Origin of the sequence: Shewanella fodinae (genome assembly GCF_014651955.1) — a bacterium.
Classification (GTDB): Bacteria; Pseudomonadota; Gammaproteobacteria; order Enterobacterales; family Shewanellaceae; genus Shewanella; species Shewanella fodinae.
On the sequence record NZ_BMXW01000011.1, the window covers coordinates 51,004 to 67,301 of the forward strand.

Here is a 16,298-nt window from a genome sequence, read left to right on the forward strand (position 1 = left end):
CGTATTGAGTGATCATCCATTAGAATTTTCTCATAAATAGGTTTTATGAGATAAAAAACTATGCGAGGACTGTTGTTAACTACCGTGATGGTGGGGTTAGGACTGGCGGTCAGCCCGGCGCTGCAAGCCGCAAATGAAGTGGCAACTGTGACGGTGACGACTCAGAAAGCGCCCCATGTTCTGGTGCTGGATGGCACGTTGGAAGCGGTGAAATCGGCTACCGTTTCTGCGCAAACCAATGGTCGCATTGTGAAACTCAATTTTGATGTCAACGATCTGGTACCCGCGGGTGCTTCGCTGTTGGAGATCACCAGCAAAGAGCAAGGCGCATCGTTGGCCGCCGCCGAGGCCGAATACGCCCGAGCACAAGCGTTAAATGTGGAAGCGCAAAAAACGTTAGAGCGTTACCAAAAACTGTTTCCTCAGGGTGCCATTTCCAAAGGCGCAATGGATCAGGCGATTGCCAATGCCAAATCCACTCAGCAAGCCGCTAGTGCCGCCAGCGCCCAGATCACCAAAGCCCGTGAATCATTGAAATATACGGTGGTTTCGGCCCCCTATTCTGGTGTGGTTACCGCCCGTCATGTAGAGGAAGGGGAAACCGTCAGCCCTGGGCAGCCACTGCTTTCCGGCTACGCCACCGACAAAATGCGAGCGGTTATTCAGGTGCCACAGCGCTATCGAGATGCATTGATTAAAGCGGGTATGGTAGAGGTATCATTGGCGGATGGTCGGCAGTTCAAGGTGACCAATCCGGTGATCTTCGGCTTTACCGACACACAGAGCCATGCTTACAAGGTGCGTTTGCCGCTGCCAGAGAATACGCCAGCATTGCTGCCTGGCAGTTGGATTAAAGCCCGATTCCCTGTGGATGAACGGGAGATCACCTTAATTCCACAAAGCGCGCTCTACAGTGTTAATGAACTTTCTGGCGTGTACCTGAAACAAGGCGATAAATTTGTGTTGCAGCAGGTCAGATTGGGTGAAACCCGCGGAAACGATGTAGAAGTGCTAGCCGGATTGCAGGCGGGAGACGTTATTGCCGCTAACGCTTATCAGGTGTTACTCACCCATCCTGTACAGCAGTAAGCGGGAGCCAAGGTTATGAGTAAAACAACAGGAACAGGTATTTCCGGTCGCGTAGCGGCCATGTTCCAAGACAGCGCCATTACTCCATTACTGGCGTTGCTGGGATTATTGATGGGGCTGTTTGCCATCATAGTCACCCCCAAAGAAGAAGAACCGCAGATTGATGTGACCTTCGCCGATGTGTATATCCCCTTCCCCGGCGCCAAACCTGCCGAAGTTGAACAACTGGTGACTCTGCCAGCAGAAGAGGTGATTTCGCAGATTAAGGGCATTGACACGCTGTACTCGTTTTCGCGTCCCGATGGCGCGCTGATTATTGTGATCTTTAAGGTTGGCGTGCCGCGCAATGACGCTATCGTCAAGCTTTACAATCAGATCTATTCCAATCTGGACAAACTGCCGTCGGGTGCAGGAGTTGGTCAACCCCAAATCAAACCTATGGGGATCGATGATGTCCCGATTGTTAGCCTGACACTGTGGTCAGAAGATCCGCAGATTTCAGCGCAGCAACTGACACATGTGGCACATGGTCTGGAAACCGAACTCAAACGTATCCCTGGCACCCGAGAAGTGAGCACTGTTGCACCTCATGATTTGGTGCTAAATGTCCGTATCGACCCACAGCGGATGAACTACTACGGTGTCAGTTATGACAAGATCCGCACGGCGCTGACCGCCAACAATTCCGTGTCAATGCCTGCGTCGCTGGTACAGGGCAATCAAGAGATTAAAGTCCAAGCGGGTCAGTTTCTGCAATCGGTCGATGATGTAAAACAGTTGGTCGTGGCGGTCAATACTGATGCCAACGGCCATGCGGCCCCAGTCTTTCTTCAGGACTTAGCCGATATCAGCCTTAAAGCCGATATTCCAAACGCCAGTGCCTGGCATTACAACACTGTACGTGACGGTAATAAGTTACCGGAAGGTCTGTTCCCGGCAGTGACTATCTCTATCGGTAAAAAACCCGGTGAGAATGCCGTTGATGTCGCCGATGCCGTTCTCGCCAAGGTGGCCCAGACCCGTAACGTGCTGATCCCTGAAAAGGTTAACATCACCGTATCCCGTAACTATGGGGTAACCGCGGCAGACAAATCCAATACGTTGATCTTCAAGCTGATTTTCGCCACCACCGCTGTTGTGATCCTGGTGCTGTTCACTATGGGGCTGCGGGAAGCATTAGTGGTGGGGATTGCGATTGGTATCACGTTGGCGATTACTTTGTTCGCTTCTTGGGCCTACGGCTTTACACTGAACCGGGTGTCGCTGTTTGCGCTGATATTCTCGATTGGCATTCTGGTAGATGACGCCATTGTGGTGGTGGAAAATATCCACCGTCATATGTCAATGGGCAAACGTTCCTTCAAAGAGCTGATCCCAATAGCGGTTGATGAAGTGGGCGGTCCAACGATTCTGGCCACTTTCACCGTGATTGCGGCGCTGTTACCTATGGCGTTTGTCTCTGGTCTAATGGGGCCGTATATGAGCCCTATTCCCATTAACGCTAGCATGGGGATGCTGATTTCCTTGTGTGTCGCCTTTGTGGTAACGCCTTGGCTCAGTCGTCATCTGCTCAAAGCGCACAAAGGAGACAGCAACCACCCGGATTCAGTGAATCCCAGAATGCTTGGTATCTTCACCCGGTTGATCAAACCGTTTCTTGACAGTCGCAAGGCACGTTTAGGTTTAGCAGGGGGTGTAGCTGCCCTGATCATCATGGCAGTTGCCCTGCCAGTGGCGCAGCTGGTGGTGCTGAAAATGCTACCTTTCGACAATAAATCGGAATTTCAGGTGATTGTTGACATGCCAGAAGGCACGCCGGTTGAGCAAACCGAAAAAGTACTGAAAGCGCTTTCCGGTTATCTGTCCACCGTGCCCGAAGTGCGTAATATGCAGTTGTATGCAGGAACGCATGCACCGATTAACTTTAACGGATTGGTGCGCCATTACTTCCAGCGCAGCACACAGGAAGCCGGTGATATTCAGGTCAATCTGACCGATAAACACCACCGCCATCGCGACAGCCACAATATTGCGCTGGCGGTACGTGGGCCGTTGCAGGCCATTGGCGAAAAATATCAGGCCAATGTCAAAGTGGTAGAAGTGCCGCCAGGACCGCCCGTGTGGTCACCGATTGTTGCCGAAGTTTATGGGCCCAGTGAATCTATTCGCGAGCAAGCGGCCCATGAATTGATGGATTTGTTCCACAAGACCAAAGATGTGGTGGATATCGATATCTACCTGCCCGCCATGCAGCAGAAATGGCAAGTCAGTATTGACCGTAGCAAAGCCAGCCTGCTGGGAGTTCCTTACGCCAATATTGTGGATTTGGTGGCAACCTCGGTGGGCGGCAAAGATGTCAACGTGCTGCACAAGAGCATGCAAAAATCCCCGGTGCCAATCCGTCTGGAACTGAGTGAAGCAGATAAACCGGATCTTACCCAGTTGCTGTCGATGAAACTCGATAGCCAGTTCGGTGGCACAGTGCCACTGTCAGAATTGGTAAAGATCAACAAAGGCACCATTGATATGCCGATCATCCACAAGAACATGATCCCGATGATCATGGTGGTGGCCGATATGGCCGGGCCACTGGACAGCCCGCTGTATGGAATGTTTGAAATGGCATCTGACATCAACAGCCCTAACGGTTTAGGCTTTGACCAGTACTACATTCATCAGCCAGATGGCCTTAATGCCGTCAGTGTAAAATGGGATGGTGAATGGAAGATCACTTATGAAACCTTCCGTGACATGGGCATTGCCTACGCTGTCGGTATGATCGCCATCTATCTGCTGGTGGTAGCGCATTTCCGCTCCTACCTAGTACCGTTGATCATCATGGCGCCAATTCCACTGACGATCATAGGCGTAATGCCGGGACATGCCTTGTTGGGCGCACAGTTCACGGCGACATCCATGATTGGCATGATCGCACTCGCGGGCATCATAGTGCGAAACTCCATCTTGTTGGTGGACTTTATCAATCTGGAAACTGCGGCGGGTCGACCGTTTGAAGAAGCGGTGATCCACTCAGGCGCAGTGAGGGCCAAACCCATTATTCTTACCGCTTTAGCGGCAATGATTGGTGCCCTGTTTATTTTAGATGACCCGATTTTCAATGGCTTAGCTATCAGTCTGATCTTCGGTATCTTTATCTCTACCCTGCTGACACTGGTAGTTATCCCTGTACTTTACTATGCGGCAATGCGTAACCGTATTGCACATTTAACCGAAATGGCCGAAGAAGCCAAAGGAGCGTAATATGTCTGTAGAACGTGCCACAATGGCGTTTGCCGGTTTTATGGTGATGCTGTCCATGCTGCTCACCGCCACCGTGCATCATGGTTTTATCTGGCTGACACTGTTTGTGGGTGCCAACCTGTTCCAGAGTGCTTTCACTCGTATCTGCCCTGCCAGCATGCTGATGCGTAAACTGGGCATGAAAACTGAAGCTGAAATCGCCCTGAGCAAATAATCGGAACTTTACGCATGTTAAAAATAAGCTTGTTAGTGCTGCTGGCAGTGGTGGTGTTTGTCAGTGTGCGCGCTTTTGGCAACAACGGTACACAGGATCCCGCTACCGCCTTCGCTAAAATAGCTAAAGGGGCCAAGGTCATTGATGTCCGCACCGCCGAAGAATTTGCTGCCGGACATTTACCTGACGCCACCAATATCCCTTATGAACAGATAGTGCCAGCACTACAGCAATTGGGGATAGCGAAAGACCAGCCGCTGGTATTGTATTGTCGCAGTGGTCATCGTGCGGGCATCGCCAAGGCCGCGTTAGAAAAAGTAGGCTACAGTGATGTCTACAACGCTGGAGGTTTGCAGCAACTGCAAGCATTTAAAGCACAGCACTAGATTGCAGCATACTTCGAATTGTTAAGCCTCATACAAATGTGGAACTCGTGCTAAAATAGCAGCGTCTTCCCAACATTTGTATGAGGTTTTCTTTTGGTCACTCCCGCAGACGACACCCCGCAGACAGGCAATAAAGATCCGCTGCATGGCATCACGCTAGAAAATCTGCTGAAAGCATTGGTTGCTCATTATGGTTTCGACGGCCTAGCACAGCAGATTAATATCCGCTGTTTCAATTTCGAACCTAGTATCAAATCTAGCCTCAAATTTCTGCGAAAAACGCCGTGGGCCAGAGCCAAAGTTGAGCGTCTGTATCTGACGATGCAAGGGTTACCGGTGCCTGATTATTTGCGGCAAGCCCCTGCCAGCGACGTCAAAACCACTAAAATAAAAGCCACAGAAACCACAACGCAACTCAATACTGACATATGGGGCAAATAGTCGCAGTTGTTATTTTTGAATACTAGAATATGTGATCTATCTGACACTCCAGAATAAATTATCCCCCGTCAGGCAGTGTCGCTATCAAGTTTATGATTAAGTGGCCGTTGTCTCAGTCATCACTTAAACCGTCGTCACTGATAACCCCAAGGGGATAACAAGATGAACGTGAATGGATTAAACCAACTCAGCGGTCAAAACAGTTCGCTGAAATCAATGACCGTCAATATCACTCCCGAAGAGGATACCTCTACCGTTGCCGCCACCATCAGCAGTGACAGCAATAGTGATACTGAAGACACAGTTTCCATCTCTGCCGATGCGCTGAAAGCATTGTCATCCGATAACGGTGCCACACTGCATAACAATGCCACCCAGACAAAAGCTAGCGCCGCGGATAACAGTAAAGAAGATGATTCCGATCCTGTCGCCAGAATCGACAAACAGATTGAAGAGTTAAAACAGCAACTGAAGGAACTGCAGCAACAGTTGCAAGATCTGCAGGGAGATAACTCCAAACAAGCTGATGATCAACGAAAGCAACTGCAGGCAGAGATGGGAATGATCAGCGGCCAGATTACCATGCTAAGTAACCAGAAAGCCAAGCTCGAAAATCAGAAAAGCAGCGACAGCTAATCTCTCTTAGGCAACCAGCATCTCCGGCGGCCATTGATGGCGATGCTGGCTGAATGGTAGTTACTAAAAACCAAGGGTGAACCAAGACTGATAGGCAAGTAATGCAAATGGTAGCAACAATCTACCGTAATGCTTACCGCCTGCGGTGCTTGTTCGCTAATGAGATAAGACTCAGAGGAAAGAAATAGTAGCTGAACTATTTTCACTGCCTAAATAGCTGTTCCTAATTGCGCTTCACCCGAGGAATAGAGGTTATTCCGATAAGTCGACCCTCCGCGTCAGGGATGGCGCGGTGGAGCCCCATGGACGGGTTTATGCGTGTCGACGTTGGGAATGGCCTCTGTGATCTGGTATTGAGAACACTTATTTAGATAACACCGAGGGGGAAATAACAGCTTGCCGCTAGGCTCTCACCAAGAACAGTGATTTGTTCGAATTACACTATTTTCATTTCTGTAAATGGCGCGTCACGATTTGGGTCGCCGCCGCTAACACATCTTTGCGGGCTTTAGCATCTTGTTGCTGCTGGGTAAAATAGGTCACTAAGATCAGCGGTGCATGGGCTTCTGGCCAGATGATGGCAATGTCATTTGTCGTACCATATTCCCCACTACCCGTTTTATCGCCTACAACCCAAGACGGAGGCAACCCGGCGCGAATGCTGGCGGCACCGGTTGTATTACCTTTCAGCCATTCAACCAGTTGCAGACGCTGCGGAGCTGCAAGCTCGGAGCCTAATGTCAGTTGCCGCAGACTTTGAGCCATAGCCAAAGGCGAAGTGCTATCTCGCTCATCGCCTGGAATAGCCGTATTTAGTTCAGGCTCGATACGATCCAGACGAAACACCGGGTCGCCAATGCCACGGGCAAACTGTGTCACACGCGCCGTGCCTCCAAGCAAACTCAGCAATTTATTCATCGCGGTATTGTCGCTGTACTGCAGCGCCGCAGCACTTAGTTCAGCCACGGTCATCTCTGAATTGACATGCTTTTCTGTGACCGGATTATAGTTCACCAAATCTGTTGGTTTTATCGCCAGCTTGTGTGTCAATAACGTCTGTTGCTGCTCACTTTGTTTTAAGACCGCGGCAACAACCATCACCTTACTGGTACTGCACATCGGAAACTGTTCATCAGCGCGATAGAGTAGTTGTGCGTTAGTGCCGGTATCAATCAGCGCTACACCTAAACGCCCACCTGTTGTCGCCTCAAGAGCAGAAAGCTGCTGCTGAATCGCCTGCTGGGGAAGGTTTTGTGCTCTTATCGACACAGAGCTTATTAACAAAGCAACAGCGGCTAACATGGCCAACGTTTTATTCAAGCTGATTTTTTCCATTACATTTCTCTTTTGATACTAAAGGGTTATTGTCCGTAACGACACCTAAGCTTATTGGCGCTAGCGCAGTTATACAGACATTCACCTGAATAAACGCTTACTGCTTGGGAGCTGTTCCACCCAACCTGATAATGACGGTGTTTTGTGGAGCTACTGCCATTTTGCTGGTAATGCACTCAGCACGGCTACGGAGAAATATCCTCAAGGAAGCCCTTTATACTGAATATGTTATGGCGTTTTGACCGTTATTTTCGCATAGCGGATTTGGTAGCAAAGATAACAATGCCCAGCCCCAAAACCACCATCAAAACTAACACGCTGATAATAGTGGTCGCAGACATATTGATTGTCGCTGCACCACGGTTTGGCATCGCCATTTCGAGCAGCGACAGCAGTGTCAGAGGAATAGCTAGGATGAGCCCGCTAACTTCTATCACGAATAATGCACGAGGCATCTTATCTGGCGAGATCGGAAATATTTTGCCTAAATCCAGTGCATATACCAAAAAAAACGAGATGCCACATATCACCGATATCACAGCAGCCACGCCACTACCGACCACAGAAAAATAGGCTGAAGCCAAGCTGGCTATTCCTAACAAGGTCAGAAAAATATTGAACATTGCTAACACCCAAGGGGAGATATGTGAAAAATTTCTGTTTTCAATGGGGCCTCCGGGGATCAACATTGCCAGTAATCCGGTTGAGAGTAACAGCAGACCCGCTACTGCATAATTCAGGTAATTTTCCATGGAGCATTCTCCTGCTAAATAGCAGCGCATTGGGCAATGACCCATCCCCTTAAACACCAGCGGGACAACAAGCACTTTAGAATGATGCGTCTCTATTCCGATGCTTTAAAGGCGCTTACTGCTGCAATGACACAATATGTAAGTTGAAGCCGTTCCATAATACACTAAATTTCCTACATATTTTGTACAAAAAATCGCAAAATGTGCAGTGTCACTGTGCTGGTTTCACGCCCTTCCCTAACAGCGCTATGATGGTACGAAATAACGGCGACATGCCGCACCTTGAGGGGACGAACTGAAACCGGTTCTCCCCCACAAGGTGCGATAGCGTCATTGCAAATTAACACTGAGTTGGCGGGAAGCCAGACATTTTAGAGCGCCAAACTACCGTAAAAGTTATCGTCAGCAGCAGCGACAGCGTAGGTGGAAACACCTCGGCGCTGAAACTATCCAGCAATAGGCCACCAACTATGCCGCCCCCCGCAATCGCAAGATTCCAAGCGGTGACCTGGCCAACACGCCAAGCGAAAGCGTCAGAGGTCTACCGACCATAGCGTTAGCCGATGGCCGGTTGCAGTCTGTTCTGTCCGACTATGTGGAACGAACCGGCATCTTTCATGTGCTTTGGCCCGCGAGTAAGCATCCGTCGCCAAAGGTGCGAGCATTAGTGGATTTCCTTTGCGAGCGAGTGTTTCCGGTGCCGTTGTCCCACAACATTGGATAGTTATTTGGATGGCGCAAACAATGGTCGCCAACTGCCGCCATAGTTTTCATCTTCGGTGCCGATGCTCATATAACTGTTGGGAACGTTGGCAGCAGGCCCCGCCAGTGACTCCACTTTGAAGCCATCCACGATCCATTGGGCTTTAGAGTAGCGTACGGCAGTGACTTTTAACTGTTCAGCTGGCCCTGAAACCGTTGCAGCCTGATAAATAACCGATCTAAAAGGTCCTTGGTCGCCACCATCTTCAGTTGCCACGGCCCAAATCACGCCTTGTTTATCCAGATACAGGTCTGAAATCGTGCGTTTTTTATTGGCGTCAGTTTTCGGAGCCGTGATTTCAACAGGATGGTCAGCATATTGCTGCCACGATAATTGACCCGCCGCAGTGTCAAGGACCCCCAGACGCAAATAACCCCGTTTATAGCGTTTATTGCCTCCGCGTTCACCTAATACCACCAGCACGGAATCCCCCTGGGCGATACAGGCCATGCCTTCGAAATTGTCACCATGAATACCTTTGCCACCCGCCACAATTTTGGGCACATGGTAAACCTGCTTAACTATGGCTACATCGCTGCTGACAGCCACCTGAAATATCCGGCCAAATTTGCCGTCCCAATAACCAGATTCCGCCAGCAAGTATTCATTCGTCTGCCCGGGTAAATGACAGACAGATTCCAGATCGCTTGATTGACCATCTTGGTCTTTCCAGTCTGAAATCGTTAGCGGCGTATAGTTTAATATACCGTCAGGTTTTACCTGTAGCACCCCGAGGCGACTGCCTGGCTCATCCACTTTCTTATCCTGCACCACCAAGTAGGAATTAGCATCCATCTGCGCCATACCACTAAAGCCAAGTTCCACGGCGGTGGCAATCTTGGTACTTCCCAGCAGCACAACTGCTAATAGCATCCTGTTCAATGAAATTACCTCTATACACTTATATCAGTACGTTTGTTATTGCCTATCGCTAGGTATCAGCCCTAGACAATAAAAATCCGGATGTATTGAACACCCGGATTTTTAAAACTCGCCCAGAATAACTCAGATTTTCGCTGGATAAATCGGCTGAATATCAACAGGAACATCGCCTAAGCTAGCATTAACAGCACGTACACCGTCATCAATATGACCATACTTTGCCAGAAAAGCTTTGGCCGCGTTGTAATCACCGTCACCTTGTACCACAACCACGTCATGTACTAGGCTGGTTATCGCCTGTTCCAATTTGGCAAAATCAATCTTGTACAAACCATCAGCCTGACGGGTCAACGCACCTTTATCCACATAGTAACTGTACTGGAACGCCGCGCCGATACCGTGGGCTTCATGCACACCAAAACGCATAGAACGGAACAAGCCAGCAGCATACGTGGCTAACAGATTGTTCTTTTCCGCGACTGGCAGCTCACCTTTTTGCATTAGGAACAAAATATTATAAGCGCCCATCACGTCAGCTTTGCCTTCTTCAATACCGGAGTAAAGTTCCTGCAACTCGGCGGCAACCGTGGTGGCTTTGCCATTTTTTACGATGGAACCTGGGCCTAAAGAGTGAGACATTTCATGGAACAGCGTCTCATAACCGAAGTACTTTTGATCCAGCAGTTGCGCCTGTTCCGGCACCAGAATATGTGCAGCCATCGGCTTCATAATACGTTCAAACTTGGCTGCCATCACATTGTTCAACAGGACTTTCTTGGCACCTTTGGCTTCACGGACTTTTTCATCATTTGGTAGGTTGAAGGCGATAGTCTGCACACCTGGTACATTGTCACCACCGCCCTGGATCTGGTCCGCAACGGCAATTGGGGATGCAAAGCCACGTTTAAAATTCTTGTAGCTGTCAGGCACTGGCAGATTAGCTTCCATGTCGCGCAGATATTTCTTGAAGCGATCCAGCTTGGCAGAGGCTTCTGGGTCCTTAATGGTAACAAAAGCTTCAAAGGCGGTCTTATAACCGAACAGACCATCGGTATAGGTTTCATAAGGGCCGATGGCGACCTCGATTGGTGTGTCCTTGAGATCCATCCAGGCGATTTCAGAGGCAAAATAGTTGTCGGTACGGAAAGCATGTGCCCGTAATACCAGGAATTTTTTAAGACTAGGGTTATGGGTGATCAGCGCCGCATCTTCTAGCAACTTGGCGGCGGGCTCCAGCCATTGCCGATAATATTCAGAATAAGGAATGGCGACTAGCTTGTCTCCTTGACGACGGATGACCGTATAAAGGCTGGTAAAGGCGGCTTTATCTTCTGGATGTTTGGCGATCCAAGCGTTAAATTCCGCTTTGGTGAGATCTTCTGGATAAAACCCAGAGCCCAACGCATTGGTTTTGCCGCCAAAAAATGGATGCCCCGCGGCTAAGCTATCCCAAGGGCCAAAATGCTCATCAAACATGTTCAGCACTAAGGCTTTATCTTTGAGATTGCTGGAAGCAATCTGTTCGCGGATCTGCGGGTTATGCTCGTTTACCTGCCGCAGATAAATCTCGCTCATTAGTTTGGCAGCCTGGATAAGCTTGTTGACCACCTGTTTTTGCTCATCACTGAGAAAAGCGGTATTGGCGGTCATTTGCACCGGTACAATTTTATCGCGCTGTTGCTGCAGATTATAAATTTGCGGTTGCTCTGCAGTGGCGGCAGCCAGTGCCGGGAGTGCCAACAAACTGGTAAGCGCCAAGGCGATCAGGGACTTCTTCATGAATAACTTCCTCTCATACCTGTCGGTGACGTCTATCACCGACAACTGTCAAAAGTGACAGCACATTTATAGTTATGAATTGTCAGCAGCCATTGCCAACATTACTGCAACAGCAACTGCGTGCAGCAAGGGCTTCATTATTGAAAAAGCACAGACGACTGTCCAGTTTGGAAGATTAATGACGAGGCAAGAAAGTAACAACAGGATAGATAAAACACTGCCGGGAAAGCAGCGTTCTAGGCTATGACCTTATGCAGCAATAGTGAATAATTATTAATTAGTGATAAAACCATTTACTGAGCACTTTTTCAACTGGTGGTTTTAGGACGCCAGCGAATAAATTATCCTCCGGGCGCAGTCTGCCAGTATTCGAACATGTCTCTTTGGTGCCTGAGCGGACGTTACTAACGCAACGGTGAGTAAAAATGCGGGGAGCCGGTCAGGACAGCATTTATAGCAGCCATGCATGCTGAGCATGTCATCTTTCGCTTTAATTTCATATATTACTGATTTTCCATGTGTCCGAAATGCGATATGAAAGCCGCCCACAGTAGCGTCCGGCTTGCCGGATCTGGTGCCATTTCCGCAGAAAGGTATTTTAACGGGTCCTGAAGGTATCCAGATAGGCGTTACACATGATGGTGAGCTGCCGGAGCACGCTTTCGGTGTGTGGCGGAGCCAGATTCTGCTCAAAAACATTACGCACGGTGCCAAATATGACAGTAATAAGCGTCAGGTTGACGCTGCTGACATCCTGAAACGTCATGTCACTGGCGCTCTCAAACATCACCATCGTCGCACGGTTTACCCGGCTGGCAAACGTGTCAATCAGCGGCTGGTTATCCAGTTCTGCCACCGAGCGATAGAGCGCTTTTGTCACTTCAATGCGCTCTGTTTTGGCCTGCCAGTAGGTTGTGATTAATGCCTCGGTCATGGCGCTAACCGTCGCGCCACGATGGTTCCGACAGGTGATTTCAATCCTGTCGGCAAGCGCTGCTAAATAACGTTCATTCAGGGCATAAACCAGAGATTCTTTGTGGGCAAAGTACTGATACATCGTTCCTACGGACACGCCTGCCCGCTCGGCGACGCGAGTGGTGGTGAGACGATGTATGCCATCCGCTACCAGAAGCTGAATGGTGGCTTCAAAAATGGCATCCATCGTCACTGTTGCACGGGCCTGACGCGGCGTTCTGCGAGGCTTCAGGGAGTTGTGGTTGGAGATGGCCAAAAAGCGAATTCCAATGTGAATGATGCTTCATATATTAACTCTTCACTGCATACGGAGGAAATATTGGATGAATGAGCAACGCATCGCTCTGGTTACCGGAGCTAATAAAGGCATTGGTTTTGAAATTGCGCGTCAGTTGGCGCAGGCAGGCGTGGTTGTCATCATGGGAGCTCGAGACTTTGGACGCGGTAACGCTGCTGCAGAAGTGCTGAAGACGCAAGGCTTGCCCGTGCAACACTGTGAACTCGATATCACCCGGCATGACAGTATTGCCGCTGCGGTTTCATCAATTAAAGCTGAATTTGGCAGGCTGGACATTCTGGTCAACAACGCCGGTGTATTTGATCATGCAGATGGTCCTCCGGGTAAAGCTGCCATCGAGGCAGTCCGTTATGTGATGGAAACGAATTTTATCTCGACCCTGGCAGTCACCCAGGCAATGCTACCGCTGCTACGGGCCGCACCTGTTGCCCGGATAGTCAACGTGTCGAGTTCTTTAGGTTCGCTTACGCTTAACGGTGACCCGACCTCCACATATTATTCCTCACAATTTATTGGCTACAATGCCTCCAAGGCAGCTCTGAACATGCTTACTGTTCAACTGAGCGAAGAGTTGAGGGACACAGGTATAAAAATAAATTCTGTCAGCCCTGGGTTTGTAAAAACGGACCTTACGGGCTATGGCACAATGACGCCAGCAGAGGGGGCGCGGCTGCCGGTTAAATATGCCCTGGAAGGGGATGAATCCGGTGCGTTTATAGAGCCTGACGGCAGAACCCCCTGGTAAGTTGTGGGCCGGAAATATCGCAGTACTCTGTTTTCCGGCTCACCTGTCGAGCTTTCCTGGAGAGGATGGTTTTCTCATTTATAGTTATGAATTGTCAGCAACCATTCGTGCAGCAAGGGCTTCATTATTGAAAAAACACAGACGACTGTCCGGTTTGAAAAATTAGTGACGAGGCAAGAAAGTAACAGCAGGATAGAAAAAACTGCCGATACCCGAGCACCGGATATCGGCAGTCTCACCGCCGGGAAAGCAGCGACCTAGGCCACAAGTGCCTGAGCTACCACCTCCATTTCCCGACTGTGATCTGTAGGATTTAAATGGCGACTTTAGCGTGTTTTTAGCCGCACGTCCTTGATTTCTATAGTACCACTGCCCTTGTGCTGAAAGCCAATAAAGCCTTGGCTCAATTGTTTGTCTTTCAGGATCGCGGTCACATTCCCATTGAGTTTTACCTCAATGGTGTCGCCTTGCAGCGTCAATTGATAATGATTCCACTTACCCACAGTGTCCTGAATCGCTGTGACGGGCTGACGTTGTACGATAGCACCCGTGCGAAATTGAGCATTTTTGCTTTTATCCCAAATATTAGCTTCATAGCAGCTGTCGGCCTTAATCCGCTGTTCATCCTGACAGCGCATATACACCCCGGCGTTAATGTCATCACTGGGCTTGAAATCCAAATCCAGCACAAAATCACCGTAAGCCTTTTGGGTGATAAGGTAACTTTCACCTTTGCCACTGCTGATCAGTACACCGTCTTTTTCTGTCCAAGAAGAACCCGGCGTCACATCAACAAATTTTAGATCGGTCATGCCTGTTTCAGGAGCCATCTTAAAAAGATGGCCGGGCTCAAGTGCACTCGCTCCGGCCATTAATCCCAAACCAAGCATCAATAAACTTATTTGCAGTTTCATTACACACTCCCAACGGGCACCACTGTGGCAATGCCCGGAAAGTTATTCGTGGGTAACCATATTAGTAATGGCAAGTTTTGCAGTCGCGTTCAGCAGTTTTCCCGTCATGGCAGGCCCAGCAGTATTTGCCACTACTGTGATCTTTCAGGGTAAAGCTGTAACGGATAGGCTCAAATAATGCCTCACCATCTTTGGTACTGTGACAGTCGTTGCAGGTGTAAAAGCCTTCTCGTGCGTGAGTTTCATAAGAAAACACCACAGCGCCCTTACCTCCGCCACCGTATTGCCGATCCTGTCCGGCCGGGGTTGCCAGCGCTTGTGGCAACACCAGCCCAGAGGCAACCACAGCGGCCAACAGACCTGTATATGCTGTGGTAAATTTCATTACACCTCCTGCGTCAGGATGGCGGGATCGACGTTATTTACGTCAGCTACGCCTGTCAGCACCATGCTGGAGACCAGTTCGGTGTGGAAACGGTTGAATAGCATTTCAACCCCTTTTACGCCGCCGCCAAGGCTGGCGCGTAACATCGGACGTCCCACCAGCACTGCCTGAGCACCACAAGCCAGCGCTTTAAGCACATCGCCGCCGTCACGCACGCCACCATCCACCAGAATGGGCATCTTATAACCACGGTCACGAACGGCTTTTACAATGGCTGGCAGCACATGCATGCTGGCTGGAGTGGAGCTGAGAACACGGCCACCATGGTTGGAAACGATGATCGCACCGCAACCTGCTTCAGCACACATCAGCGCTTCATCAACCGTCATGATACCTTTGGCAACAAAGGGGATTTTGGCGTAATTAACGATTTCCTTGAGCTTTTTCAGATCCTTGGGCTCCACAGTTTTACCGGGTAATGCCCTGGCTGCACGTCCCGCGGAGTCAATATCAATAGCGAAGAAAGGTGCCCCCGCCTGCTGCACAATATCTAGACGTTCAAAGATCTCCTGCTGGGTACGCGGTTTAATCTGTGCCACGGCACGGCCTTTGAACTCACTCACCACTGTCATGCGGCGTTTGTAAGTTTCCAGTGGATCACCGATACCGTCAGCTGCCCAGCCGAGGCAGCCAGCGTTGGCGGCGCCTTCAATAATGCCACGGGCGTATTTTTCTTCGGTCATCAGTTCGCCGTCAAACGCCAGCTTATTGGCCGCACCCATGTTGTATGTCAGACCACCAGTGATACCAGTAAGAACTGGCATTGCCAGTTTTACACCAAGCAGGTTAATTTCGGTTTTCGGGTGAGAAATGTTGTGCACGGTACGCATGTTCAAACTCATGCCTTCGAATGCTTCGATATTGCGCACAAAGCTCTGGCGTTTACCGCCCATCCCTGGAACCGATTCACCGCAAGGTCCCTTACCATTACAGCGGCCGGCGCCCGCGATATCACAGGCAGCACAGGTATCCATGATCTTACGGGCATTACTGAGGACATCTTTGAGGTTTTTGGGTTCTTTAACATAACCGGCAACAGCTTTGGGGGCTTCCGCCGTAGCAGCGGCAGCCACTGCAATACCCTCTGCTGCATGGGCGGGAGAGGTTGCAGAAATGGCCAACGTACCAGCGGCAGCGGCCAGTGCTGCACCTTTAGTCAGAAACTCGCGACGATCCGCATTCAGCGCTTTGTTATTCATGTTTTGGTTCCTATGGTTGCTTATTAGCTCACGGCAGCCAATCTACCCCAGCGAACATTTTTCAGCGCAATAACAAAATGCAAAATCCGGCCAAAGATCCACTGTCTGGCAAAACTTTGATTCCCGCACATTGCTTTATGCATTTTTGCATAACGCTTTAGAACCAATAACTTAAATCCAATTT

15 protein-coding genes are annotated in these 16,298 nt (G+C 49.7%); 7 read left to right on the forward strand and 8 right to left on the reverse strand.

Going from position 1 to position 16,298, the window contains the following annotated elements:
* Nucleotides 1–60: 60 nt before the first annotated feature.
* From IE064_RS11165 to IE064_RS11190, 6 genes are all read left to right on the forward strand, one after another.
* On the forward strand, nucleotides 61–1,089 hold the full coding sequence (locus tag IE064_RS11165) for an efflux RND transporter periplasmic adaptor subunit (protein WP_373295263.1): 1,029 nt from the start codon (nucleotides 61–63) through the stop codon (nucleotides 1,087–1,089).
* Nucleotides 1,090–1,104: 15 nt separating this feature from the next.
* Nucleotides 1,105–4,350 carry an efflux RND transporter permease subunit gene (locus IE064_RS11170; protein WP_189617887.1) on the forward strand — a complete coding sequence of 1,082 codons (3,246 nt, stop codon included), beginning with the start codon at nucleotides 1,105–1,107 and terminating at the stop codon, nucleotides 4,348–4,350.
* Nucleotide 4,351: 1 nt separating this feature from the next.
* On the forward strand, nucleotides 4,352–4,564 hold the full coding sequence (locus IE064_RS11175; RefSeq protein ID WP_189617888.1) for a YgaP family membrane protein: 213 nt from the start codon (nucleotides 4,352–4,354) through the stop codon (nucleotides 4,562–4,564).
* Nucleotides 4,565–4,578: 14 nt separating this feature from the next.
* Entirely contained in the window at nucleotides 4,579–4,950 is a 372-nt protein-coding gene (locus IE064_RS11180; protein ID WP_189617889.1) for a rhodanese-like domain-containing protein, read from the forward strand.
* 93 nt (nucleotides 4,951–5,043) lie between these two features.
* On the forward strand, nucleotides 5,044–5,391 hold the full coding sequence (locus tag IE064_RS11185; RefSeq protein WP_189617890.1) for a VF530 family protein: 348 nt from the start codon (nucleotides 5,044–5,046) through the stop codon (nucleotides 5,389–5,391).
* A 162-nt stretch (nucleotides 5,392–5,553) separates the two neighbouring features.
* Nucleotides 5,554–6,027, forward strand: a complete 474-nt coding sequence (locus tag IE064_RS11190; RefSeq protein WP_189617891.1) for a hypothetical protein — start codon at nucleotides 5,554–5,556, stop codon at nucleotides 6,025–6,027.
* A gap of 447 nt (nucleotides 6,028–6,474) precedes the next feature.
* On the opposite strand, the gene bla is transcribed toward IE064_RS11190, so the two are convergent.
* The 5 genes from bla to IE064_RS11215 all read right to left on the reverse strand — a co-directional run bounded on the left by bla (nucleotide 6,475) and on the right by IE064_RS11215 (nucleotide 12,769).
* Nucleotides 6,475–7,362, reverse strand: coding sequence for a class A beta-lactamase (gene bla / locus IE064_RS11195; protein WP_189617892.1), 888 nt, complete (start codon nucleotides 7,360–7,362; stop codon nucleotides 6,475–6,477).
* A 245-nt stretch (nucleotides 7,363–7,607) separates the two neighbouring features.
* Nucleotides 7,608–8,114 (reverse strand): DUF8051 family protein, encoded by a 507-nt coding sequence (locus IE064_RS11200; protein WP_189617893.1) that lies wholly within the window; start codon nucleotides 8,112–8,114, stop codon nucleotides 7,608–7,610.
* A gap of 724 nt (nucleotides 8,115–8,838) precedes the next feature.
* A complete protein-coding gene (locus tag IE064_RS11205) occupies nucleotides 8,839–9,750 on the reverse strand; it encodes an esterase-like activity of phytase family protein (protein WP_229800003.1) in 912 nt (303 codons plus the stop codon).
* Between the two features lie 132 nt (nucleotides 9,751–9,882).
* Entirely contained in the window at nucleotides 9,883–11,538 is a 1,656-nt protein-coding gene (locus IE064_RS11210; protein ID WP_189617895.1) for a DUF8614 domain-containing protein, read from the reverse strand.
* A gap of 598 nt (nucleotides 11,539–12,136) precedes the next feature.
* A complete protein-coding gene (locus IE064_RS11215; RefSeq protein WP_229799987.1) occupies nucleotides 12,137–12,769 on the reverse strand; it encodes a TetR/AcrR family transcriptional regulator in 633 nt (210 codons plus the stop codon).
* 67 nt (nucleotides 12,770–12,836) lie between these two features.
* Here IE064_RS11215 and IE064_RS11220 point away from each other — a divergent pair, with 67 nt between their 5' ends.
* On the forward strand, nucleotides 12,837–13,556 hold the full coding sequence (locus IE064_RS11220) for an SDR family oxidoreductase (protein ID WP_189617896.1): 720 nt from the start codon (nucleotides 12,837–12,839) through the stop codon (nucleotides 13,554–13,556).
* A gap of 326 nt (nucleotides 13,557–13,882) precedes the next feature.
* Here IE064_RS11220 and IE064_RS11225 read toward each other — a convergent pair whose 3' ends face one another.
* The 3 genes from IE064_RS11225 to IE064_RS11235 all read right to left on the reverse strand — a co-directional run bounded on the left by IE064_RS11225 (nucleotide 13,883) and on the right by IE064_RS11235 (nucleotide 16,114).
* A complete protein-coding gene (locus tag IE064_RS11225; protein ID WP_189617897.1) occupies nucleotides 13,883–14,470 on the reverse strand; it encodes a 3-keto-disaccharide hydrolase in 588 nt (195 codons plus the stop codon).
* A 61-nt stretch (nucleotides 14,471–14,531) separates the two neighbouring features.
* Entirely contained in the window at nucleotides 14,532–14,855 is a 324-nt protein-coding gene (locus tag IE064_RS11230; RefSeq protein WP_133038812.1) for a c(7)-type cytochrome triheme domain-containing protein, read from the reverse strand.
* On the reverse strand, nucleotides 14,855–16,114 hold the full coding sequence (locus IE064_RS11235; RefSeq protein WP_133038813.1) for an alpha-hydroxy-acid oxidizing protein: 1,260 nt from the start codon (nucleotides 16,112–16,114) through the stop codon (nucleotides 14,855–14,857). The genes IE064_RS11230 and IE064_RS11235 overlap by 1 nt, the downstream gene beginning before the upstream one ends.
* Nucleotides 16,115–16,298 lie beyond the last annotated feature (184 nt).